Here is a 24,894-nt window from a genome sequence, read left to right as displayed (position 1 = left end):
GGTGATGGATTTAAATAGAAAGAGAAAGCGGTGTAAATGGGCTTGGCTGAAAAAAGTGCCGATCAATCGGTACTTTTTTTATTGAAAAACGCAAATCATTTACGGAAAATAAAGAAAGAAAGGAGGAGGAAGATGGACACAGCACTTACTGCACGAACGTTGTCCTCATTTCGCCAAGGGGTGCAAGCGGGGATGAGCATTGCAATCGGGTATATGCCGATTGCTTTAACATTTGGACTATTGGCGAAAACAACAGGATTGACGCTGTGGGAAACAGTGATGATGAGCGTGATCGTCTTTGCCGGGGCGTCGCAGTATATCGCTTTAAACTTGTTGACGCTTGGCACAGGCGGATTTGAAATTGTGTTGACCACCTTTATTTTAAATATTCGTCACTTTTTGATGGCGGCGGCATTGAATGAAAAAGCGGAGCAGGAATCGTTATGGAAAAAGGCGTTATATGCGTTTGGCATTACAGATGAAACCTTTTCCGTAGCGGCGATGAAACCGGGAAAAGTGAATGCCTCCTACATGTTGGGTTTAATTTTTGTATCTTATGGGAGTTGGGTGATAAGCTCAGGTGTTGGCCATGTAGTGGGAGAGAGACTGCCAAAAAGCCTTCAGGAAAGCATGTCGGTTGCTCTATACGCCATGTTTATCGGCTTGCTTGTCCCGACTTTAAAGAAGCAACGAAAAGTGATTTGGCTTGCTTGTTTAGCCGCTGCGTTCCATTCTATTTTGTTGCTGGGGCTTCATATGTCAAAAGGCTGGGCGATTGTCATCTCCACCTTGCTTGCTTCCGTACTCGTTCAATCTTTTGCCAAAGAAAGCGAGGAAAGCGACGATGCGCTATGACATTATTTGGATGATTATTGGAATGGGAATGGTTACGTATATTCCGCGCATGCTTCCGCTTGCTGTTTTTCATCGAGTGAAGCTCCCGCCGTTTTTGCAAGGGGTATTAAAAAACGTGCCATACGCGATATTAGGAGCATTAATTGTACCGGGAATTTTTTTGCTTGACGAGGATCCTTGGTTCGGCGTGCTCGGCTTTGTCAGTGCTGTTGTCGTGGCGTGGTTTGGTGCGAATATCATTATCGTAGTGCTTGCCTCTGTTTTAGTTTTAAGCGCTTATGCTGTTTTATAAAAAGGAGAAACCACCGATAAACCGGTGGTTTATTTGATTTTGTCCATAATGGTCTCGTAAACTTCTTCGTATTTAAATCCTTTTTTGCCCATTCCAAATTGCTCAATGACACGGTTGTTTTCATCGAGCAGGTATGTGCGAGTTGTATGAATGAGCATGCCGTTGCCGGGGTCGCGATATTGGAAATCAAAGGCGTCGGCTACTTTTTTTGTATCGCGTTCACTTCCGCGAAGCAAAATCCATCCTTTGTCATTTGGCGAAATGTGAAAAGTTTTAGCGTATGCTTGAAGCTTTGCCGCTGTATCGCGCTTCGGATCAATGGTGATGGTAATAAACTCGATTTTATTTGGAAATACACGCTGCTGCTCTAATTTTTGCCGCAGCTTCGTCATTTCGAATGTCGTATTTGGACAAATGTCTGGACAATTTGTATAAATAAATTCGAGCAGCCGCATTTTTGGTGTCATTTTATTGAATGAATATTCTTCCCCCCATGCCGTTTCCATGGTTATGTTGTTTGGCAGCTTCATTTGCCATTGACGGTATATGGAAACATAAAAAATCCCGATACCAATGCATACAGCAAGCAAGATGCCGAACATCCAATATATTTTTTTCAACAGCTTCACCCTCCCTTATTTTCCATGATACATGAAAAAGTAAGGAAAAACGAATAATGATTTTGAACTTTATCTGACGTTCTAATTCATCCAAAAGAGACTACACTAATGATAAGGAATGTTGTCCATTCGAAGGGGGAATTTGATGAAAAAAATGATCTATTGGTCGGTGTTGATTTATGTGTTGTACTGTGCAGGTATCGCGCTGTATTTATTTTGGTTTTCTGATGCGTCCATTCCGACTGAATGGCGGGGAACGAGTGCAGATCCATCCAGCTTTTTAACATCAGGAGAGCAGCATTTGAGCGAGCGGTATTCCGATTTGAAAAATTTTTTATATTTTGCCTCTATTCCTTATGATTGGTTTGTTTACTTATTGATTTTACTGCTGGGAATCTCCAACATGCTGCAGAAATGGGCGCAGCGTGCCACAAAAGCATTTTGGGTGCAAACCGCGCTTTATGTATTTTGGCTGTCGCTGATCATCACAGCTGCCGCCTTGCCATTGGAGTTGGCAAGCTATCATTTTTCTCGAGCCTATGGAATCAGTACGCAATCCATGTCTAGCTGGCTTCGAGATGAAGTCACTGATTTTTTGATCAGTACGCTGCTTCTGTTTTTCGTCATCACGGTTTTGTATGGGTTGATTCGTCGCTTTGAAAAAAGATGGTGGTTTTTTGCTTGGTTGATATCGATTCCATTGACCATCTTTTTGATGTTTATTCAACCTGTTGTCATTGATCCATTATACAATAAGTTTTATCCACTAAAGAATCACGCGCTTGAGGCGGAAATTTTATCATTGGCACAACAAGCGCATATTCCAGCTGACCATGTATTTGAAGTCAATATGTCTGAAAAAACCAATGCACTGAATGCATATGTGACAGGCATCGGTTCCCATGCGCGCATTGTGTTGTGGGATACAACGGTTGAACGGTTAAAACAGGAAGAAGTACTGTTTATTATGGCCCATGAAATGGGGCACTACGTAATGAAGCATATATACTGGGGCATAGCAGGGTCCATTGTGCTGGCTTTTTTTGGACTATGGATGGTCAGCCGCTTGATGAGCTGGGCTCTTGCTAAATGGAGAAAGCATTTGCGTATAAAAGCGGTGGGAGAATTAGCTTCCTTGCCGCTGCTTTTGCTCATCATGTCGCTGCTCCAGTTTTCTGTTACGCCTTTGACTAATATGGTGTCAAGATATGAAGAGCATGCGGCTGATAAATATGCGGTTGAATTAACAGAAGATGCAGATGCCGGGATTTCCACATTTCAAAAACTGGCCAAAGCTGGACTTAGCGAGGTGTACCCACCATATCTAGTGAAAATTTTTCGCTATACACATCCGACTATTTTTGAAAGGATCGTGTTTTTAGAACAGCAAAAATCAGAGAATGGGCATAAATGAAAGTTCTATTTATGGATAAAGCTTGGTCCTTCCATGAAATTTGTGTTCTTTTAAACATCATCCACTGATTTCTTTGCTGAGTCTTGAATTTTTCGGTGATATTATCTGCAGGCAGAAAGTGAAACACTTTCTGCTTATTTTTTTAAAAAATTTCAAAAAAATAGTTTTCTTTTCGGATGTTCTGTTATATAATAACAACAGAAAAAATATTATTTGTATTATAACAAAAGGAAGGTGGGGGATATGGAGACGAAAATATCGCGACTTCATGCAAATGGACGCATAAAAAAGAGGTAGAAACCATTTTGACAGATGAGCCTTCCAAATGTACGGAGAAATAAGAGGGCGATTTTGGTTGGAAAAGAAGGAAATTGTTTGAGCAAAGAAAGAAAAAGCATCAAGAAATGGATGATGGAAAGATTGTTAAACTCCCCAGAAGAAACTGTTCATATCGGCAACCGTGAGACCCATTTCTAAAGATCTGCTAGACTAGCATATTGAAATTGCGGAGCCGGCGGATCGCCAAATGATGATTGACGCGCTCTATTCCGGGGCTAAGGGGGTTATGGTTGATTTGGAAGATGTTTATTCTCCGACATAAGAAAACGGACAGCAAAGACACCAACCCACTTACGAGACACCACCGTATGATCACTTATGAATCTCCAGAAGGAAAACTCTATTTACGAGGGAAGAGACGGCTGTGCTGAAGGGTTCGTCCGCACGGCTGGTATTCTGAAGAAAAGCATCTCACACTTGATGGAAATTTACTTTCTATAAAAAAGTTAGTTCAACTTTAACAAAAATGGCTTAGTTCATATTTTTATTCGCTGAAAATAGAAGGCCATTTTGAGGATCTTACTGAAAAAAAGAGGGGGAAGGGAAAATGACACGTGATGAAAAAGTGAGACAATTGCAAGAAAGCTGGAACACGGAGGAACGATGGAAAGGGATTGAGCGCCCTTATTCTGCAAAAGATGTGATCAAGTTGCGCGGTTCGATCGATATCGAATATACGCTTGCTCGCCGTGGAGCAGAAAAGCTTTGGAATTTGCTTCATACAGAGGATTATGTGCATGCGCTTGGGGCATTGACTGGCAATCAAGCTGTTCAACAAGTAAAAGCGGGATTAAAGGCGATTTATTTAAGCGGCTGGCAGGTAGCGGCTGATGCCAACTTAGCTGGACAAATGTATCCGGACCAAAGCTTATATCCTGCCAACAGCGTGCCACATGTCGTGAAACGGATCAATCAAGCGTTACAGCGGGCGGATCAAATTCAACATCTAGAAGGAAGCGGTGATATCGATTATTTTGTTCCGATTGTAGCAGATGCGGAAGCGGGCTTTGGCGGGCAGTTGAATGTATTTGAATTGATGAAAGCGATGATTGAATCAGGAGCAGCAGCGGTACATTTTGAGGACCAGCTTTCTTCTGAGAAAAAATGCGGTCATTTAGGCGGAAAAGTATTATTGCCTACGCAAACAGCGGTACGCAATTTAATTGCAGCGCGTTTGGCGGCAGATGTTATGGGAGTTCCAACGGTGCTAATCGCTCGCACGGATGCAAATGCCGCTGATTTAATTACAAGTGATATTGATCCGCGCGATCAAGAATTTATTACAGGAGAACGCACACCGGAAGGGTTTTACCGCACAAAAGCAGGATTGGATCAAGCGATTGCTCGCGGCCTAGCATATGCACCATATGCCGATTTAATTTGGTGCGAAACAAGTGAACCGAATTTGGAAGAAGCACGCCGTTTTGCTGAAGCTATTCATGAGAAGTTTCCTGGAAAGCTGCTTGCGTATAACTGCTCTCCATCCTTTAATTGGAAAAAGAAATTGGATGCTGAAACAATTGAGAACTTCCAAGTGGAGCTTGGAAAAATGGGTTACAAGTTTCAATTCGTTACATTGGCAGGATTCCACTCCCTCAACTACAGCATGTTTGAATTGGCACGCGGATACAAAGAGCGCGGTATGGCGGCGTATTCCGAATTACAGCAGGCAGAATTTGCAGCTGAAAAATACGGTTATACAGCAACTAGACACCAGCGTGAAGTTGGAACAGGATATTTTGATGAAGTATCCCAAGTCATTTCCGGGGGACAATCGTCAACGGTGGCACTTAAGGGATCGACAGAAGAAGAACAATTCACAACAGCTTAATCATAGAAATGTAAGGAAATAAGGGGGATTATATAGAGAAAATAATAGAGAGAAAAGCTCGCGTCTATGCGAGCCTTCAAGTTGTAGACAAAGTCATCATTGACTTTGTCTACAACCATTTTAATATCCTTTATTGATGGCATGGTTTCACATCGGACTCGTTTGAAAGCGCTTGGCAGATAAGGAACACAGCTGAGTGAAGACGTGAATGGAACCAAAACGTTCATGAGTGGATGTACGAGGCCTGTGACGCAGGATGAAAGCATTTGTCAGCAGTCAAAAGGTTCGCAGTCGATGCGAACCTTTTGCATGTTTAGCGAAAAATGAAACATGATAACATCAGGAGGTGTTGACAAATGCAGAATAGCCGAAAGGAATTGCCGCTTGATTCCGTGCTCAATCCCGAAGTAAGAATAAGCACCGATTTTCATTTTTATCAAGCGTTTTTCGATGAGGTTGGATATGCAGACAGCTCAAATGCAGAACATAAAGCGATCAAACAGGCAAACGAGTATTTGGCAGAGGAAGAGAGGTACCCCGTTTTTTATTATTCATGAGCGATTTTTTAATCGCTCTTTATTTTTTGAAAATATAGAAAAATATAGATGTAAATGGTATGATGAAGATGTACAAGTCATTTTAATCGATGTGAGAGGTGAACGATTTCAATGAAAGTAAACGAATTTATTGTATTAAATGACTTCATTGTGAGCCGCTACACAATGGTCATTTTGCCTCATCATTTTCATGACCATCATTACACAAAAGTCATTGAAGAAGACGGAGAATACATCGTCAAGATGAAGCCGATTGAGATTATTTCCCGCAGCTGCTATTACTACGGCTCAAGCTTAAAAGGTAGAAAGGAAGGAACAAAAGAAATTATAGGCATTACCCACAAGCCTCCCATTGCGATTGAACCACTGAACGAAATTTATGTGTTTCCTACAACATCTCCAAATGATATACGATGCGTATGGATTTCGCATATGCACGTGCTCGAATACGAACCCTCTCGCGGCGACACAACAACCGTATATTTTAAAAACGATAAAAGTGTTTGCCTTGATATTTCCTACTATTCGTTTGTCAATCAACTTTATCGCACAGCCCAACTGCGCACGAAGCTATCTGAAAGAATGGAAGCGCGTGAACGAAAAATGCAGTATTTGTTTAGAATGGATCAAACAAAAGACTGGTTGTCATGAATTATTAACCTCGAAAAATTCCCGGTTTCCATTACGTGAAGGGCAAAATTCCAACGATCAGGATGAATGGCAGTGGGCATAGGTGAAATGGATTGTATTCCCTGAACTATTGTACTACTATAGAAACAAAGGTTCTTTGCCGATAACTGGGGGAGCAGAGAGAATCTAGACGAAAACCAAGCGCTTCAGTCTTTGCGTAATACCGTATCAAAATTTTCGATTGGTTGAATATGTATCATCACGCAGCGGGAAGTTACGATGAGGGAGACGAAAAAGGCTTCGTCGTGAGACTCAAGAAACACTCACTTCTAGAAGTGATGATTCGTTTAGAAGTTGTTAAAATTCTCTCTATTTATATTCCCCGCGTAACCGTGTAAAATAAGATTGTTAGCAACAATGTAAATGGGGAGTATTCATGGACATCGAAGCATTAAAGCACTGGTTTACATTAAAGCATGTATTAGAATTACTGGAACATTACCGCTCGTTTGGGATGCTGCCCGGGGTTATCGTTACGCTGTTAGAGTCGTTTTTTCCGATTCTTCCGATGTTTGTATTTGTGATGGCGAACGCGGCTGCTTTTGGGCTTTGGCAAGGAATTATGATTTCGTGGATTGGCGCTTGCCTCGGATCCATTTGTGTTTTTTTACTTGCTCGAAAAATAGGCCAGAAACGGTTTTTTCATTTTTTGAGCCGTCATCAAAAGGTGAAAAAACTGGTGGATTGGGTGGAGCGCCACGGATTTGGCCCATTGTTTTTACTGTTTTGTTTTCCGTTTACACCATCGGCGATTATCAATGTCGTGGCTGGACTAGCCCGCGTTAGCCGCCAGCAGTTTATTTTAGCCGTACTTCTCGGCAAAATGGTGATGATTTTTATGATTAGCTTTATTGGCTATGATTTGGCGGCTTTGGCCAAACAGCCGCTTCGCACAGTAGCGGTCATTATCGCGATTTTCCTTTTATGGTATGCAGGGAAGAAAGTAGAAGCGAGGTTTTCATTGACGGAAAAAACAGATAAAAAAGACTCTTAAGCTGGGTGGGCGGTGTGATGAGCAAACGGCCAATTTATCGGAGAAGATCGGTTATATGGACGGTTAGTCTGACACTGGTTTTTTTTGCGCGGTTTTTATTGTTTACTAACTATGTAGTTGAAGGAGAATCGATGATGCCCACGCTGCAGGACGGCAATTTCTTAATCGTGAAGAAATTTGGCAGCATCCAGCGTTTTGATATTATCGTGTTCCATGCCAATACGCAAAAGGATTATGTCAAGCGTGTTATCGGTCTTCCTGGCGATCGCATCATGTATAAAAATGATGTGTTATACATTAATGGGAAGCCGATAGAAGAACCGTATTTGCAGCGATATAAACGTAAATTGGTTAATGGAAAACTCACCGGGGATTTTACGCTTCAAGAAGTGACCGGGAGAAAGACGGTTCCCCCTGGCTATGTGTTTGTCTTAGGCGATAATCGTTTAGTCAGCTGGGACAGCCGCCATTTTGGCTATGTGAAAATGAACCGAATTGTTGGAAAAGTTAATGCGCGCTGCTGGCCTTTTCGTGAGATTAGCATTCAGTTTTAAAGGTATTCATCGAAACAAGCGTTCAATGAATACCTTTTTTACTTTGACAGATGACGATTTCCCACGATCTCCCTCTTTTAAACAAACGAACATATGTGCTAAAATAAGAAGGGCAATGGAAAATAAAGGTGGTGATAGCATGTCGCTTCGCTTTATGATTGGAAGATCAGGGACCGGCAAAACGACAGCATGTTTAAACGAAATTCGTGAGAAGCTGAAGGAGCAGCCGATGGGCTCTCCCATCATTTATCTTGTGCCAGAGCAAATGACGTTTCAATCAGAATATGCGTTGATTCGCACACCGGGACTGGACGGGATGATTCGCGCACAGGTGCTAAGCTTTACGCGATTGGCCTTTCGCGTGCTGCAAGAAACTGGGGGAATGAGCCGCTATTATTTAAATCAAACGGGAGTGCGCATGCTGCTAAGGAAAATTATTGATAAGCATAAAGATGAGCTGATTTTATTTGCCCGCGCGGCTGATAAGCATGGCTTTATTGAGCAGCTAGAAGAAATGCTTATTGAGTGCAAGCGTTATTGTATTACACCGGAGCAACTGCTGGAAACAGAAACGCAGCTGCGCCAAAATGCCACCTCGGCCGAAAAAGTATTAGCGGACAAGCTAAAGGATTTACAGCTTATCTATCGCCAATTCGAACGGGATTTAATGAATCGGTATGTGGATTCGGAAGATTACTTGCGCTTTTTGGCTGAAAAAATTCCGCATTCCCGCTACATACAAGACGCGGAAATTTACGTGGACGGGTTTCACCATTTTACACCGCAAGAATATATGGTGCTTGAGCAATTGTTATGTTTCGCTAAGCGCGTGACGGTCGCTTTAACGGTGGATGAGCCTTATAATGAACAGCTGCCGAATGAGCTACATTTGTTTCGCATGACAGGTAAAACATACTATGAGTTGCGAAATATAGCCCTTTTAAACAACGTTCTCATTGAACCGATCAAGTTTTGTCAAGAGAATGTAAGGCATCAGTCGTTATCGCTTCGCCATTTAGAAGCGCATTATGATACGCGCCCTTCTTTGCCCTTTGCTGGGGAGGCCGGTGAAATTCAATTATGCCAAGCATCACATCGCCGGGCAGAGATTGAAGGAATTGCTAGAGAAATTATTCGGCTTGTGCGCGAGGAAGGGTATCGATATCGGGATGTCGCTCTATTGGTACGAAATTCTGATGACTATCGCAATCTATTTCAAACTGTTTTTGTTGATTATGAGATTCCTTACTTTATTGATGAAAAGGAGCCGATGGGAAATCATCCATTTATCGAACTGATTCGTGCAAGCTTGGATGTGATTCAGACAAACTGGCGGTATGAAGCCGTGTTTCGGGCGGTAAAGACCGATTTCTTTTTTCCGCTAGAGAGCCATGTGCAAACGATGCGAGAAGCAATGGATCAGCTGGAAAATTACGTGCTTGAACACGGAATTTATGGAGCGAAATGGAGGCAGCACTGGGTGTATCGGCGCTATCAGGGACTTGAGGAGATCGCGGCGCCGCAAACAGACGAAGAAAGAAACTACGAAGAAAAGCTAAATGTGTGGAGAGAAATGGTCGCTTCCCCGCTCTTGATGTTGCAAAAACGGTTACAAAAAGCGAAAAACGGGCGAGATATGTGCGAAGCCCTTTATTTATATTTTGAACAATTGCAGATTCCTAAAAAGCTGGAGAAGCTGCGTGATGAAGCTGAGGCAAAAGGGCAGCTGCTGGCAGCCCGGCACCATGAGCAAGCGTGGGGGGCAGTCATGGAACTGCTTGACCAGTATGTAGAAATATTAGGGGAAGAGCCGATGCCTCTTCATTCATTTGCCGCTTTGATGGAAACAGGGCTTGAGAGCCTGGAATTTTCACTTGTACCGCCAGCGATCGACCAAGTATTGATTGCTCACTTTGACCGTTCGCGTCTAACAGATATGAAGTGTATATTTATCATTGGTGCGAATGATGGGGTGATTCCTTCGCGAAAAAGCGCGGATGGCGTATTATCTGAGCAAGACCGCGAGCTGCTGCATCATTTTTCGGTACATGTCGCTCCAACAAGCCGGCAGCAGCTGCTAGATGAGCCGTTTGCGATCTATATGGCGTTGGCTAGCCCAAAGGAACGGCTTTATATTACGTATCCGCTTGCTGATGAAGAAGGAAGAACGTTGCTGCCATCTGTGCTGATTAAAAGAATAAAAGAAATATTTCCTGATGTGCAAGAAAAGAGATGGGGCGGTGAACCTTTTACATTGCCGCTTCCGGAACAGCTCTCACTCATTACCAATTATTCAGCAACGCTTGGAGCTCTTGCCGTTCAGCTTCATGCATGGAAACGGCAATATCCGATCGAGCCCATTTGGTGGGATGTATATAATCTTTATGCAGGTCATAACGACTGGAATGAACGGGCTAATAGAGTCATTCAAGCGCTGTTCTATGAAAACAAAACGAAAAAATTAAAGAGAGAGATTAGCAGAAAACTATACGGACGGACATTAAGAGCAAGCGTTTCGCGAGTGGAGCAATTCAATCGCTGTCCATTTGCTCATTTTGCCTCATACGGGTTGCGCTTAAAAGAACGCAATGTTTTCCGGCTCAAAGCCCCAGACATTGGTCAATTATTTCATCATGCTTTAAAAATGATGACAGAGCGTATTCGCGCAGAACATCTAGATTGGGCACAGCTTTCTAAAGAGCAATGTGAACAATTATCCTATGATGCGGTCGAACAAATCGCTCCGTATATCCAGCAAGAAATTTTACTTAGTTCGCATCGTTACCATTATGTGAAGCGGAAATTGCATCACATTATGTCAAGGACGGCAAGCGTGTTGAATGAACAAGCAAAAATGAGCGGATTTGCCCCGTTGGAGGTGGAGCTGCAATTTGGCGACAAAGGGCCTTTGCCTCCGTTGACTTTTCCGTTGGCCGACGGAACGGTCCTTGAGCTTGTCGGTCGAATTGACCGCATTGACCAAGCCAAAAGTTCAAAAGGCATTTTATTGCGCATTATTGATTATAAGTCAAGCAGTCAAAAACTAGATTTTACAGAAGTTTATTACGGGCTTGCCCTGCAAATGCTTGCCTATTTGGATATTGTGATTGAATTTGCAGAGTATTTGGTCGGATCGAAAGCTTTGCCGGCAGGTGTGCTATATTTTCATATCCATAACCCGATTATCAAAAGCAAAAATGTGCTTCTAAAAGAGGACGAAGCAGAACAAAAAATTTTTGAAAGCTTTAAAATGAACGGTTGGTTGCTTGATGACCAAGAAACGATCAAATTAATGGACCAAACGCTTGATGCAGGAAAAGGTTCAGCCGTTGTTCCAGTAAAAATCAATAAAGATGGCTCTATTTCCAAAAACTCATCTGTGATTTCAGAGACTGATTTTGCTTTGTTGCGTCAGCATGTGCGCACCATTTTTCAGCAGGCTGGATTGCAAATCATCGATGGAGTGGTCGATATTGCTCCGTATAAACGAAAAAACGAGACAGCTTGCCAATATTGTGAATTTCGGACGTTCTGTCAGTTTGACGAATCGATTGAGCAAGATCGCTACCGGATCTTAAAGAATAAGAAAATGGAACAAATGAAGGAAGAATAGGAGGGAATCGCAATGGACATCATCCTTCCACCAAAGCCGCAAGGAGAGCAATGGACAGATGAACAGTGGCGCGCCATTGTCACGAATGGAGCTCATACGCTTGTAGCGGCCGCTGCTGGTTCAGGGAAAACGACGGTTCTTGTTGAGCGAATCATTCAAAAAATATTGGATGAGCAGCATCCAATTGATATTGATCGACTGCTTGTGGTGACATTTACGAATGCAGCGGCGGCTGAAATGCGCCAGCGGATTGCTGAGAGGATCGAAAAAGCGATCGCCAAGGAACCGCATTCCCTTCATTTGCGCAGACAGCTCAGCCTGCTGCCAAAAGCAGCCATTTCCACGATTCACTCGTTTTGCTTAGATGTTATTCGCAAATATTATTATTTAATCGATCTAGACCCTGTGTTTCGCATTGCTGATGAAACGGAAATCGAGCTAATCAAAGAGGAAACCATTGAAGAATTGTTTGAAGAACAATACGGGAAAAAGGAGAACGACATGTTTTTAAGTGTCGTTGACCGTTATACGAGCGACCGGACTGATGTTGGTTTGCAGACGATTGTGCTTTCCTTATATGAATTTGCCCGCTCGCATCCTTATCCGAGGGAGTGGCTTGATCGGCTTGTGGACATGTATCATGTTTCGGCTCATACGGCAATTGAAGAGCTTCCATTTGCGCCTTATTTGCTGCAATACATCGAGTTTCAGCTGCAGGCGGCTAAACAGATGATTGAGCGCGCGCTTGTGATGGCAGAACATCCGGCAGGTCCTCATTATTTACGCGATACGCTTGCGAGTGATATCCTACAAATTCGCGAGCTGGAGGAAACGAAAAAGCATTCATGGCAGCGACTTCACGAGGCGATTCATTCATTGACGTGGGCAACAGCAAAGCGGAAGCCGAAAAATGGAGAATATGATGAGCAGTTGGTTAGCGAAGTGAAATCCTTGCGCGATAAAGCGAAAGAAAAAGTCAAGGAAATAAAGGAAGAGCTCTTTTCTTTTAAACCAGAAACATGGCTGCACCATTTGCAAGAGATGAAGCCGGTGATTGAAACGATCGTAGATCTTGTCAAAGAGCTGGCCGATCGTTTGCAGGCCAAGAAAATAGAAAAGGGAATTGTCGATTTTTCTGACTTGGAGCACTATTGCTTGCAAATTTTACGGCATCCGTCATCGACAAGCGATCAATTGCTTCCTTCTGATGCCGCGCTTGATTACCGAGGACAATTTGCAGAAGTGCTGATTGATGAATACCAAGACGTTAACATGGTGCAGGAAATGATTTTGCAGCTTGTGATTCATGATGATGAAGCAGCGGGTAATTTGTTTATGGTGGGAGACGTGAAGCAATCCATTTACCGCTTTCGTTTGGCTGAGCCATTTTTATTTCTCAAGAAGTATCAGCGTTTTTCAAACAGTGGCGGCAATGGAGGCATTCGCATCGATTTGGCGCAAAATTTCCGCAGCCGTCCAGAGGTTTTAGATGGGACGAACTTTGTTTTCAAACAAATTATGGGGGAGACTGTCGGCGAAATTGTGTATGAGGCTGACGCAGAACTGCGCTTTGGAGCAAGCTACTACCCTGAGAAAAGCATGCCTGTCGAGTTGGTGTTGATTGATAAAGCAGATAACGATCATGCGACGGAAAGTGAAAATGAATCGCAGCAGGATGAACAGCAAGAGCTTGAAAATGTTCAGCTTGAGGCTCGCTGGATCGCCCAAAAAATTAAGGAAATGATTGAAACGCCTTTTTATGTCTATGATCGTCATCTAAAGCAAGAAAGGCGCGTAATGTACCGAGATATTGTCGTCTTATTGCGTTCCATGCCGTGGGCGCCGCAATTGATGGAAGAATTTCGCAAGCAAGGCATTCCTGTGTACGCGGAGCTTTCGACGGGATACTTTACGGCAACAGAAGTGTCAGTGATGCTGTCGGTGTTAAAGGTCATTGACAATCCGTATCAAGACATTCCGCTCGCTTCTGTTCTTCGTTCGCCGATTGTTGGGTTAGATGAAAACGAGCTTTCTCTTTTGCGTCTTGAAAGACCGAAAGGAGCTTTTTACGAAGCGTTTTTGGCGTTTTTAGAAAAACGGCCGGCCATGGATCAAGAAGCAGCGCTTCAAAAAAAAATCGCGTCTTTCGCTGCACACCTACAAGAGTGGCGTACGATGGCGCGGCAACATTCATTAGCAGAATTGATTTGGCGCGTCTATCGCGATACTAGCTTTTATGATTTTGTCGGTACGATGCCTGGAGGAAAACAGCGGCAAGCCAACTTGCGTTTTTTATATGAAAAAGCGCGACAATTTGAACAAACTTCGTTTCGCGGCATTTTTCGTTTTCTGCGTTTCATGGAACGGATGCAGGAGCGCAAGGATGATTTCGGTGCCGCTCGTTCTATAAGCGAACAAGAGGATGTTGTACGGCTTATGACGATTCACAAGAGCAAGGGGCTTGAGTTTCCGATCGTCTTTGTGGCTGGTTTAGGAAAAAGTTTTAATACACAAGATTTGCGCAAGAGTTATTTAATGGACAAAGATTTGGGATTTGCCGCCCATTTTGTTCATCCGCGCCTGCGTGTCAGCTATCCGACCATTGCCCAGCTGGCATTGAAACGAAAGCAGGAACTGGAGCTTCTTGCCGAAGAGATGCGCATCCTATATGTCGCTTTGACGCGGGCGAAGGAAAAATTGTTTTTAGTAGGAACGGTGAAGAAACTAGAAAACGAGAAAAAACGGTGGCAGTCTGTTTGTGTGCACAGCGAGTGGCTACTGCCTGACTATATTCGAGCTTCTGCTAGATGCTATTTAGACTGGATCGGCTATTCGCTTGTCCGGCATGCTGATGCCGTTTGCTTGCATGATGGATTCACGGTGGAAAATGACATTTTTGCCCATGGATCGAAATGGAACGTGCAAGCTGTTTCTGCTGCTGAAATCGATAGAGAAATAGAAAATGCTGAACAGCAGGAAGCGCAAATAACGGAACAGCTTCGCAAAGGGGAACGCGTGCCGCTTCAGAGCGAATGGCATGACGAGATCGTTCGCCGCATGAATTGGCTTTATCCTTATCCGCTTTCGACCACTTCGAGAGCCAAACAGACGGTATCGGAATTGAAGCAGCAGCGTGAAACGTTTGGAGCCTATGGAGATGAAGCTTTTCTTAAGCCGTTTCGTACCGGAATCATGGATCGGCCGCGTTTTATGCAGGCGAAACAACTCTCTTCCGCGGAAAAAGGAACGGCGATGCATTTAGTGATGCAGCATATCGATTTAAAAAGCGATATAACAGAAGGAAGAATTCGTGAGCAGATCGCCAAGCTGCTTCAGGGTGAATGGTTGACAGAAGAACAAGCAAAGGAAATCGATATGGCTAGCATTCTTGCTTTTTTCCAAACCGATATCGGCCGTCGCTTGCAAAAAGCATCGTATGTTGAGCGTGAGGTGCCATTTAACTTAGCGTTGCCAGCTAAGGAGACGTATGGACAATGGAAGGAAAACGAGGAAACGGTGCTGGTTCAGGGCGTCTTTGATTGCGTATTTCAGGATGAAAAAGGCTTTGTCCTTATTGACTTTAAAACGGATCGAGTTCAGTGGGCTGATGATGTATCGGCTCTTATTGAAAAACGCTATCGTGTACAAATGGAACTATATCGTTTGGCCATTGAGCGAATCTGGAAAACGCACGTCGATGAATGCTATATCTATGCTTTTGACGGGGCAAAATTGGTTTCCATGTAGGAGGGAAGGCTTTGCGAATTTTGCATACAGCCGATTGGCATTTAGGGAGAACATTAGAAGGAAGAAGCCGGCTGCGAGAACAAGAGCAATTTTTAGATGAATTGGTCTCCATTGTTGAAGAAGAAAAAATTGATGCTGTGCTGATGGCTGGCGATGTTTTTGATTCGGTGAATCCGCCAGCAGCCGCAGAACAGTTGTTTTATGAAGGGATTGCTAGGCTATCAAATGGCGGACGGCGTCCGGTGGTCGTGATTGCAGGCAATCACGACCATCCGGATCGTTTAGCCGCTGCTTCGCGGCTGGCGGCTTCTCATTCGATCACCTTGCTTGGTTTGCCCACGATGAGAGGGCAAGAAATCTATATTCCGACATGCGGGGAAACGTTGTTGTTAGCCGCGCTTCCATACCCATCAGAATCAAGGCTAGCCCAGCTGTTGGCTGCTGAAAACGATGAGAAACTATTACGAAAAAAATATGATGAAAAGGTAAAGGAAATTTTCACTGTGATGAATCAGCAATTTCGGCACGATACGGTGAATATCGCGATGAGCCATTTATATGTGGCGGGAGGTGAGCCGTCTGATTCGGAGCGGCCAATTGAAGTCGGAGGGGCTTATACGGTATCAGCCCATTGTTTTCCAGACCAGGCTCAATATGTGGCGCTAGGGCATTTGCATCGGCCGCAAAACGTTAAACAAGCCGCAATGCCGGCGCGCTATTCGGGTTCTCCGCTTGCCTATAGCTTTTCTGAAGTGGGCTATACCAAATCGGTCACGATTGTGGATGTTCATCCCCAAAAGGAAGCGAATGTGTCAGAGCTACCGTTGTCATGCGGCAGACCGCTTGCCAAGTGGAAAGCGACCGAAGGCTTGGCCCAGGTTTATCGCTGGCTTGAGGAAGGAAAAGACCGCAATGCTTGGATTGATTTGGAAATTTATGTTGAGCATTCATTGACATTGGAAGAAATTCATCGTTTACGTAAAAGCTATGACGGATTTATCTATATTCGCCCTCATTTTTTAACCAAGCAACAGGCTGTACAAGAGGAGCGCGAGCATACTCCGATTGAAGTGCTATTTCAGCGCTTTTATGAAAAGCAGACAGGAGGGGCCAAGCCGACGGAAGAGCTTGTCCGGATGTTCCTCGAACTGCTTGCTGATGAAGATGAGGATGGTGATGAAGCATGAAGCCGATTCGTTTAACGGTTGCCGGATTGCATAGCTTTCGCGAAAAGCAGGTGATCGAATTCGATAAGCTGTGTGAAGGGGGCCTTTTTGGCATTTTCGGACCGACGGGCAGCGGCAAATCCTCCATTTTAGATGCGATGACTTTGGCGCTTTACGGAAATGTTGAGCGCGCGGCCAACAATACGAACGGCATTATGAATCATGCAGAGCAGGAGTTAGTCGTTTCCTTTACTTTTGAATTGGCCAGTGCCAATGGAAAGAGAAAATATACCGTTGAGCGAAGCTTTAAGAGAAGTGAGGGACTTCGTGTTAAAACAGCGATTAGCCGTCTAATTGAGGAAGGTTCAGAACGAGTCGTGCTTGCGGATAAAACAAGGGAGGTCGACGATCAAATCAAGCAGCTGCTCGGCTTGGAAATGAAGGATTTTACGCGGGCCGTCGTGCTGCCGCAAGGGAAATTTGCTGAATTTTTATCGCTAAAGGGTGTCGAGCGTCGGCAAATGCTGCAGCGGCTTTTTAATCTTGAACAATATGGGGATCAATTGAACAAAAAGCTAAAAACGAGATTCATAAACGCTACAGCCAAGTTAGAAACCATTTGCGCGGAGCAAGCAGGACTTGGCAATGCCTCAAAAGAAACGTTGGATGAACAACTGCAGCAATTAGAACAACTGGAGCAAGAACTCAAGCAGCAGCAGCTTTATTTGGTTCAAATAAAAGAGCGATATGAACGTGATAAAGAGCTGTGGCAATGGCAAAAGGAAAAGGAATACATCGAACAGCAGTTGGAAAAATGCCGGATGGAGGAGACGGAAATCCTCACGCTTGAACAAAAGCGCCAAAAGGCGGAGGAGGCGGAACGCTTACTTCCCTACGCTCAGCAATATGAACAAGCAAAGCGAGAGGTTGAAGAATGGGAAAGAGAAATGAAGCGCATTGAGCAGCAGCTTCATGTTACTCGTCAGCAATATGAACAGGCAGCTGAAGCTTACCGTTTTATTCGCGCGAAAAAAAATGAGCAGGAGCCGAAGCTTTTGCAGAAGAAAGAACAGCTTTTGCAAGCCAAGCAGCTGTGGGAGCGGATGCAGCAAATGGAGCGAGAAATGAAGGATATTAGGGCGCGGATCTCGGAAACGATGGCAAAAGAAAAGCAAGCACAGCAAGCGTTCGAACACCTTTCCCAGCTTTATGAACGAGCGTTGGACAAGCAAAAAAGTCTCAAGGAGCAATGGCGGCAAAAGCAGGTCCCTGCGCAAGTAAAAGAGCGGATCTATCGGGCTTATGAAGAAAAAAAAGAAGTGATGGTGCTTGATCAAGCGCTGCAAGAAATCAAGAGGGAGTATAGACAAAAGCAAGAAAGCTATGATCGGCTTGTGCAGCGCGAAAGTGTGTATGAAAAGCAACTGGAAGAGGGTAAGAAAGCGTGGACAGCCCATTTTCAGCGAATCGAGAGGCTTTACCATCGTGTATGTGAAAAACAAATCCAACTTGAAAAGCTCATCTATAAGATCAAACAAAAGCAAAAAATAGCGGAGAAGACACGGCTGCAGCATGTGGCTGCCTCTTTGGCGGCAACGTTAACAGAAGGAAGTCCTTGTCCTGTGTGCGGTTCTCTCCATCACCCGTCTCCTGCCCTATCATCTAGCGAGCAACCGAGCGAGCAGGAGCTGTTAAAATGGGACGAGGAGCTGGAGAGAGCACAGCCGCTCGCTTCGTCCTTCCAGTCGCTGAAAATTCAGCTGGAACAATTAGCTGAAGCGGTTATGCAAGAGGAGAATAGAGAGGGAGTAGCGTTAAGCGATGCGTCTAGGGCAAAAAGAGAAGCAGAAGAAGAGTCTTATGCTCCTATCGACGTACAGTTCCATGATCTGGCCGCAGAAGTAAAAGCTTTACAGCAGGATTATTTCCAATGCCGTGAAGCAATCAATACGATGCTGGAAAGGCGGCGAACGCTTGAAAAGCAGCGGCAAGAGATTGTCAATCAGCGCCATTCGCTGCAGCAAGAAATAGAAGAGCGTCTCGCTAAATACCAAGAAAGAGAGCGCATGAAGGACGAACGCATGCAAAATTGGCTAGCAATCTATGAAGATCTCTCATTTACAGCGATTGAACAAATGATGGACCAATTGCGTGCGGATGAAAAAGAAGCACAATTATTGCAGGAACGAATTGATAAAAGCGTTGTATTTCTTGAACAAAAACAGGAGGAATGTGAACAAGCAAAAGAACAATGGCAACAGCTACAGCGGCAGAGAGCGGATGCTCTGCTTTTACAGCAGATGAAACAGCAACAATATAAAGAGTACGAGCAATCCCTTCCATTTCCTATTGACGAACAACCGCTTGAGCATCGATTGGCGGATGTGGAGCAGCAGCTTGTTCAGTTGCAAAAACAAGAAGAAGAAGCGTATGAATCGTACAACGGCATGCAGCGCCAATATCAGCTGTTAGAAGCAAAAAAACAGGCTGCGATACAAGCGCTATCTGAAGGGGAAAAACGGCTGGAGCAAGCAGAGGATAAATGGAGGGAGATGTTGCAGCAGAGCTCTTTTGCAAACGCTGATGAAATTCGTAAAACTCCATTAACACAAGAAGAAAAGAACGCGATGGCAGAACGTATCCAACAATTCCGTGAAAACTGGCTGAAATGGCAAAATGAATGGCAGCGGGTGACGGACCGGATGAATGGCATGGAAATCAGTGAAGAACAATGGCAGCAGAGCGCTTCCATGCTCTGGCAACAAGAAGAGAAAACGACAGAATTAATCAAACAAGTGGCTTCTGCTAAAACAAGAGTAGAGGAGCTGACTGAAAAGCATAAACGCTTTCAAGAGCTGGAGCAGCAGCGAATGGCAGTGGAACGGCTAGTCCAGCAATATCGTGAGCTGCAAAACGTGTTGCGCGGAAACAGCTTTGTTGAATTTATGGCGGAGGAGCAGTTGATCCGTGTCACTCGTGATGCGTCTGAGCGGCTTGGCGAGCTAACAAGACAGCGCTATGCCATCGAAGTCGATTCAGAGGGAGGATTTATGATCAGGGATGATGCGAATGGAGGAGTGCGACGTCCAGTAACGACGTTATCAGGAGGGGAAACCTTTTTAACTTCTCTGTCATTGTCCCTAGCCTTATCGGCACAAATCCAGCTTCGCGGTGAGTATCCGCTGCAGTTTTTCTTCTTGGATGAAGGGTTTGGCACACTGGATGGGGAGCTTCTCGATGTCGTCATTTCTGCTTTAGAACGGCTGCAGGCGAACGATATGGCGATCGGCGTGATCAGCCATGTGCAGGAGTTGCGCGCCCGTCTTCCAAAGCGGCTCATTGTCGAACCTGCTGAGCCTTCTGGCCGGGGCACGCGTGTTAAATTAGAAGTCATGTAGTCAAGTAGCCAAAAGAGGAGTTTTTATCTACTTGATGCATATCATGATTTCTGAAAAACGAATAGTTGGAGGCTTGTCCGTCCTTAGTCTTTTCATTACATAGATGTGTGACAAAAGTTGAAGTAACGCCGCTTTCAGACCCGTTCTGGTTCTGTGAAGCGGCGTTGTTCCATCATCGGGCTGTGGGAAAACACCCAGCCTTTATCATGCAAATAAGTGACATCGATCGTAGCTGTCATTGCTGCTTTTTAACGGAGAAGCCTCTCACCTCTTAACGGAGTGTTGGTGGGAGAGGTTCATTTTTTGGAAAAACTTTAGTTATTACCAGCGACATTGTTATCGAATACATCCGGATCGAGGGAATTTGTAAAACTGATACCGTTATTTGTCAAAATAAAATCGCCCGTATTAAATCCTCCGGATCCCCCTTGGGTTTTGGTAGATGTTTTTGGTGCGATGTACATGGTGTCTCCTACTTGAAAAACAGCACCACTGCTTACGTTTGTAATTTTAATTGGACCAACAACTGCTGGCATGTTCATCCATCCTTTGTTATTCGAATTGCTGCTTGTGGAAGCGAAAGAGAGAAAGGAATGTTTGGCTCTGATAGTTGCCGAATATGCTTAATGCGCGTATCGGCATCAATCGTAGAAGTGGAGCCGATATGAACGACTGCTGCGGTGGAAACAGCGATTAAGTGAATCGAACGAACTGAAAGAACAGGTGATTCATTCAAGCGGCGAGTTTGCACATATGCCGATACGGGAAGTTTAGGCAGAGACCTTGCAAACACAGGAAAAGCCCCTTCCCCTTCATTCCCGCCAAACCATTCGTATTGCCTTTGGACAGCTAAAACGTATGAACGAGCGTTAATTTCTCGAGAATCGCCAATTTGCAACACCGAGCTCAAAAGGACGGTGTTACTATTGAGCCATTGAACCATTGATAAGCGCTTCATCAATACCGACAACCTTCCCCTAAGCTTGTAGTGTTACGATCCTTTTGGAGTAAGCGGGACGAGAGGGCCAATAATCAATGATTCAGGCGGTGTGTCAAAAGCGGATGATAAATTTATCACGTCTGCATCTCCGATGAGAAAAATAGCAGAGCTCGTTACAGCTGTAAGATAAATGTCGCCTACTTGCACGTCACGGTTAATCACAGTATAGTTCATGATGTTCCTCCTTGCTTTGGAAGATGTTTAATAAAGCTTTCTAATGATTGCTCAATGTCTTCCTTCAGCTTCATAAATATCATATTCTCTATATTTTCCGATGATTTTTGATCTGGGACATATCCGCCATTCATGGTTTGCTGCAAATAGAAGCGGATCCGTTCATCGACTTGACGCTGAATATCTTGGAGAATAAACTGGCGATACGGATCATCTAAAGGATAGGCGTATTTCGCTTCGAGCTCTTGTAATACTTGCATGCATTCATTTTCCAAATAACCATTGACTTTGGTCTGAATATTGCCAAATAGGGCCGGCTCCGGTTTAGGAATAATCGTTTTTTCAGCATCGACTGCAAAATCTTCAATGGATCCCGTGCCATTTGGTGTGAGGCCGATATTTAACGTGCCTTCTAATGTTTCTACTTTGAGCTGATCAAATTTATACTCAATTCGTTCAATCATTGTTTGTGGATGCTGCTTGATTTCATGCAGCTCTTTCTCAAGAATGGCAAGCCGGTTTTCGATGGTTTGGATCTTGTTTGTTTGCCATAATAAATATTGCTGCAATTTCATAAAATAGTCGTATGGAAACAAGCTGCTCATAGTCGCTTCTCATCCTCTCAATGATCCCTTCTCTTTTCAATATATGGGCTATGAATGGTTGTCATCACTTTTTTTTGTCATTTTTTCGCGAGTTGCGGAATGAAGAGGGACCAATGGAGTGCTCGGCTCGCTTGTAGGGCCAGAGATGACGGCTTCAGGTGCAGGCCCAGTAAATCCGCCTGTGTTGCTTAATGTGGAAAGTGCCTGAATTTGCCCAGCGCTGCCGATTTGGAGCACGGATGAGTTGGTCACAGAGCCGATTTTAAATTGATAAATGTAGATGCTTTGGTTGATATAAAAGTTCATCGTGTCACTCCTTTATGCGTTGCCGACCACACTATCATCCATAAGATCTGCATCATTTGTGTTTGTATTGCTGTAATAATTATATATGCTTAAGCCGTTTCCTGTATTAAAAGAACCAGCACCGGCAAATGTTTTCGCGACGCTGTAAGGACTGATCGCAAAAACGTCGCCAATATGAAATACACCGCTGCTTCCGATACTGTTAAGTTTTACTACCCCAACGAATGCTGGCATCATCATACACCCTTTTTTTATTCTCGTTATAGGTTATGGGCGAATAGAGAAAAATGTGAATTTCTTTAATTATTGGCGACATTATTGGCATCATTAACGTCAGGATCGGATGTGTTTGTAAAGCTGACAAATGTGTTGGTTTGCAAAAAATCTCCGTTATTTCCGCCGCCGGCGCCTTGATTGGATTTTAAGGCGCTTTTTGGCGCGATTTGCAGTACATCGCCAAAATTGACGGTTCCATCGCCGCTGACATGTGTGATTTTTATAGGCCCCCCGATAAAAGATGGCATATGACCACGTCCTTTCTCATCATAGGTATCTGTTTATCATTATATGGAGATGGAAATAAAGTGTTGAATATAAGATGGATGTCCCTATCGTTTTTTGTTTGCTCTTCATAAAATAACAGTAATACAAAAAAGAGGATGATCGACATGCCAGCATTGATTTTGGGCGGTATCATGGTGACAAGCATTAGCGGAAATGGAACGGTAAATCTAGGAGATGTTTTACAAATTGCGCCAAAAAGTACGGCGAAGGCTTTTCATGGAGGCGGCGGAGATAATGTAGGGAATTTTATTCAAACGAATGTCTTGTTTAGTGTCACTAATACTTTGGATCCAAGCTTGAAGGATACTAGCAATATTGGAAACAACTAAAAGCGCTACAAACCTGTAGCGCTTTTCTTATGTAAAGGCTGTTTGTAGATATTTTGGAGAGATCGGCAGCCGGCCACGCCAAAATGTGATGTCGAAGTCGGCTTTCGCCTAGAGAGCAATGTGCTGGATCATTGATCCATACAAATGTGAAATAGTAAGTTACATCTATATCACCCATGTGTTATAATTTTATTGAATTTTCAGATAGATAAACACGGAGGGGAGAGAGAAAAATGAAAGTACCGTTGCTGCTGACCCAGTTTTTGGACCGGGCGGTGTCGTTATACGGCGACAAAATAGGGGTGATTGACGAAGGAAAGGAGCTTACATATCGCGAGCTAAATGACAGAGTCAATCAACTGTCACACGGTCTGAGGGATTTGGGGGTAAAAAAAGGGGATCGCGTGGCGTATTTGGCTCCGAATACGCTTGAAATGCTCGAAGGATTTTATGGGGTGTTTCAGCTTGGCGCGGTCATGGTTCCGTTAAACATTCGCTTAAAACCAGACGATTATTTGTTTATTTTAAATCATAGTGAAAGCAAAGTGCTGTTTGTAGATCAAGAGCTGTACCACTTGATTTTGCCGATTAAGGACAAGCTTGAAACCATCGAAGCGATCATTGTTCATGGGAAAAATCAGGAAACGAATGAAATCGCTTACGATGAATGGCTGACGCAGTTCACTTCTGCGCCATTCCAGCGCCCTGATATCGACGAGGATGATGTATGCAGCCTTCTGTATACGAGCGGAACAACCGGAAATCCGAAAGGGGTCATGCTTACACACCGGAATAATTATCTTCATGCGCTAATAACGATGCATCACCTGCGCGTATCAGATCGCGATAACTATTTGCATGTGCTGCCAATGTTCCATGTGAATGGGTGGGGATCTCCGTTTTATTATACGGCGAATGGAGCGACGCATATTTGCTTGCGAAAAGCGGCGCCAGAGCTGATTTTTGAATACATTCAAAAATATCAGGTTAATGTGATGCATATGGCTCCCACTGTGCTCAATTCATTATTGCAATATTACGAACAGCATGTTCCTATTATTGATAATCCCGTTCGTGTTGTCATCGCTGGTTCCGCACCGCCGCCGGCCTTTGTCACACGCGTAGAAAAAGAGCTGGGCTGGGAGTTTATCCAAGTGTATGGCATGACAGAATCGTCGCCGCTAAGCACTGTTTCTACGATCCGCTCGCATCTAAGCGACTTGCCTCTTCATGAACAATACCGGATGAAAGCAAAGGCGGGACACGCCATGATCGGTTGCGAAGTAAAAGTGGTGAACGAGCATGGTGAAGCCGTTCCACATGACGGTCAAACGATTGGAGAAGTCGTTGTGCGCAGCAACGGTGTAATGAAAGGATATTGGAAAAATCCCGAGGCAACGATGGAAACGATCCGAAACGGCTGGCTTCATACAGGAGACATGGCTACAGTTGATTCGTATGGAAATATTGATATCGTTGATAGAAAAAAAGATATTATTATTAGTGGCGGCGAAAATATTTCTTCCATTGAGGTGGAAGGTGTTCTGTATGATCATCCATCCGTGTTGGAGGTGGCAGTGATTGCTGTGCCCCATGAAAAGTGGGGAGAAACGCCACATGCATTTGTCGTGACACGCCCAGGACATACGGTTACAGAGCAGGAGCTTATTGCTTTTTCACGAGAAAGACTCGCACATTTTAAAGCCATTACAGGTGTGACATTTGTGGATGAGCTTCCGAAAACGGCATCAGGGAAAATTCAAAAAGTGCATTTGCGCAAGGAATATTGGACGTCTATTGGAAAAGCAGACAGATATGTAAACTAAACGCGCAATGTCTTGGGGAG

At 44.1% G+C, this 24,894-nt stretch carries 22 protein-coding genes; 14 read left to right on the top strand and 8 right to left on the bottom strand.

Going from position 1 to position 24,894, the window contains the following annotated elements:
• Nucleotides 1-132 precede the first annotated feature (132 nt).
• Both GGQ95_RS09130 and GGQ95_RS09125 read left to right on the top strand, forming a co-directional pair.
• Entirely contained in the window at nt 133-855 is a 723-nt protein-coding gene (locus GGQ95_RS09130) for an AzlC family ABC transporter permease (RefSeq protein WP_080860511.1), read from the top strand.
• Nucleotides 845-1,147, top strand: a complete 303-nt coding sequence (locus tag GGQ95_RS09125) for an AzlD domain-containing protein (RefSeq protein ID WP_183186653.1) — start codon at nt 845-847, stop codon at nt 1,145-1,147. The genes GGQ95_RS09130 and GGQ95_RS09125 overlap by 11 nt, the downstream gene beginning before the upstream one ends.
• Nucleotides 1,148-1,176: 29 nt before the next feature.
• Here GGQ95_RS09125 and GGQ95_RS09120 read toward each other — a convergent pair whose 3' ends face one another.
• Entirely contained in the window at nt 1,177-1,767 is a 591-nt protein-coding gene (locus GGQ95_RS09120; RefSeq protein ID WP_066148135.1) for an SCO family protein, read from the bottom strand.
• A 145-nt stretch (nt 1,768-1,912) separates the two neighbouring features.
• On the opposite strand from GGQ95_RS09120, the gene GGQ95_RS09115 reads away from it, so the two are divergent.
• The 10 genes from GGQ95_RS09115 (at nt 1,913) to GGQ95_RS09070 (ending at nt 20,070) form a co-directional block, all read left to right on the top strand.
• On the top strand, nt 1,913-3,181 hold the full coding sequence (locus GGQ95_RS09115) for a M48 family metallopeptidase (RefSeq protein ID WP_183186652.1): 1,269 nt from the start codon (nt 1,913-1,915) through the stop codon (nt 3,179-3,181).
• A gap of 886 nt (nt 3,182-4,067) precedes the next feature.
• Entirely contained in the window at nt 4,068-5,351 is a 1,284-nt protein-coding gene (gene aceA / locus GGQ95_RS09110; protein WP_183186651.1) for an isocitrate lyase, read from the top strand.
• Between the two features lie 356 nt (nt 5,352-5,707).
• Nucleotides 5,708-5,908, top strand: a complete 201-nt coding sequence (locus GGQ95_RS09105) for a hypothetical protein (RefSeq protein WP_066148143.1) — start codon at nt 5,708-5,710, stop codon at nt 5,906-5,908.
• A 111-nt stretch (nt 5,909-6,019) separates the two neighbouring features.
• Nucleotides 6,020-6,559 (top strand): competence protein ComK, encoded by a 540-nt coding sequence (locus GGQ95_RS09100; protein WP_044745662.1) that lies wholly within the window; start codon nt 6,020-6,022, stop codon nt 6,557-6,559.
• Between the two features lie 415 nt (nt 6,560-6,974).
• Nucleotides 6,975-7,592 (top strand): TVP38/TMEM64 family protein, encoded by a 618-nt coding sequence (locus GGQ95_RS09095; RefSeq protein ID WP_044745663.1) that lies wholly within the window; start codon nt 6,975-6,977, stop codon nt 7,590-7,592.
• A gap of 17 nt (nt 7,593-7,609) precedes the next feature.
• Entirely contained in the window at nt 7,610-8,146 is a 537-nt protein-coding gene (lepB, locus tag GGQ95_RS09090) for a signal peptidase I (protein ID WP_159719396.1), read from the top strand.
• A 139-nt stretch (nt 8,147-8,285) separates the two neighbouring features.
• Entirely contained in the window at nt 8,286-11,759 is a 3,474-nt protein-coding gene (gene addB / locus GGQ95_RS09085) for a helicase-exonuclease AddAB subunit AddB (protein ID WP_183186650.1), read from the top strand.
• A gap of 12 nt (nt 11,760-11,771) precedes the next feature.
• Nucleotides 11,772-15,506, top strand: coding sequence for a helicase-exonuclease AddAB subunit AddA (gene addA, locus GGQ95_RS09080; protein ID WP_183186649.1), 3,735 nt, complete (start codon nt 11,772-11,774; stop codon nt 15,504-15,506).
• An 11-nt stretch (nt 15,507-15,517) separates the two neighbouring features.
• Complete coding sequence (locus tag GGQ95_RS09075) at nt 15,518-16,693, top strand: exonuclease SbcCD subunit D (RefSeq protein WP_066148156.1); 1,176 nt, start codon at nt 15,518-15,520, stop codon at nt 16,691-16,693.
• Nucleotides 16,690-20,070 (top strand): SbcC/MukB-like Walker B domain-containing protein, encoded by a 3,381-nt coding sequence (locus tag GGQ95_RS09070; RefSeq protein WP_183186648.1) that lies wholly within the window; start codon nt 16,690-16,692, stop codon nt 20,068-20,070. The genes GGQ95_RS09075 and GGQ95_RS09070 overlap by 4 nt, the downstream gene beginning before the upstream one ends.
• Before the next feature lie 314 nt (nt 20,071-20,384).
• On the opposite strand, the gene GGQ95_RS09065 is transcribed toward GGQ95_RS09070, so the two are convergent.
• From GGQ95_RS09065 to GGQ95_RS09035, 7 genes are all read right to left on the bottom strand, one after another.
• Nucleotides 20,385-20,606 (bottom strand): spore germination protein, encoded by a 222-nt coding sequence (locus tag GGQ95_RS09065; RefSeq protein ID WP_066148161.1) that lies wholly within the window; start codon nt 20,604-20,606, stop codon nt 20,385-20,387.
• A 2-nt stretch (nt 20,607-20,608) separates the two neighbouring features.
• Nucleotides 20,609-21,028: a spore germination protein GerPE gene (locus tag GGQ95_RS09060; RefSeq protein ID WP_080860525.1), complete on the bottom strand. Its 420-nt coding sequence runs from the start codon at nt 21,026-21,028 to the stop codon at nt 20,609-20,611.
• A 33-nt stretch (nt 21,029-21,061) separates the two neighbouring features.
• Nucleotides 21,062-21,244 (bottom strand): spore germination protein GerPD, encoded by a 183-nt coding sequence (locus GGQ95_RS09055; protein WP_183186647.1) that lies wholly within the window; start codon nt 21,242-21,244, stop codon nt 21,062-21,064.
• Nucleotides 21,241-21,849 (bottom strand): spore germination protein GerPC, encoded by a 609-nt coding sequence (locus GGQ95_RS09050; RefSeq protein ID WP_370514184.1) that lies wholly within the window; start codon nt 21,847-21,849, stop codon nt 21,241-21,243. Before GGQ95_RS09050 ends, GGQ95_RS09055 begins: the two co-directional genes overlap by 4 nt.
• A 48-nt stretch (nt 21,850-21,897) precedes the next feature.
• Nucleotides 21,898-22,155, bottom strand: coding sequence for a spore germination protein GerPB (locus GGQ95_RS09045; protein WP_044745673.1), 258 nt, complete (start codon nt 22,153-22,155; stop codon nt 21,898-21,900).
• Nucleotides 22,156-22,167: 12 nt separating this feature from the next.
• Nucleotides 22,168-22,389, bottom strand: a complete 222-nt coding sequence (locus tag GGQ95_RS09040; RefSeq protein WP_044745674.1) for a spore germination protein — start codon at nt 22,387-22,389, stop codon at nt 22,168-22,170.
• A gap of 65 nt (nt 22,390-22,454) precedes the next feature.
• On the bottom strand, nt 22,455-22,679 hold the full coding sequence (locus tag GGQ95_RS09035) for a spore germination protein (protein WP_044745675.1): 225 nt from the start codon (nt 22,677-22,679) through the stop codon (nt 22,455-22,457).
• Between the two features lie 144 nt (nt 22,680-22,823).
• Between GGQ95_RS09035 and GGQ95_RS09030 the strand changes: the two genes are divergently transcribed.
• Nucleotides 22,824-23,048 carry a spore germination protein gene (locus tag GGQ95_RS09030; protein ID WP_183186646.1) on the top strand — a complete coding sequence of 75 codons (225 nt, stop codon included), beginning with the start codon at nt 22,824-22,826 and terminating at the stop codon, nt 23,046-23,048.
• Between the two features lie 233 nt (nt 23,049-23,281).
• Entirely contained in the window at nt 23,282-24,874 is a 1,593-nt protein-coding gene (locus GGQ95_RS09025; protein ID WP_183186645.1) for a long-chain-fatty-acid--CoA ligase, read from the top strand.
• The last annotated feature ends 20 nt before the right edge of the window (nt 24,875-24,894 follow it).

Origin of the sequence: Anoxybacteroides rupiense (genome assembly GCF_014196195.1) — a bacterium.
Lineage (GTDB): Bacteria > Bacillota > Bacilli > Bacillales > Anoxybacillaceae > Anoxybacteroides > Anoxybacteroides rupiense.
Note: the sequence above shows the minus strand (reverse complement) of the source record. Positions and strands in the feature narration are given on the sequence as shown.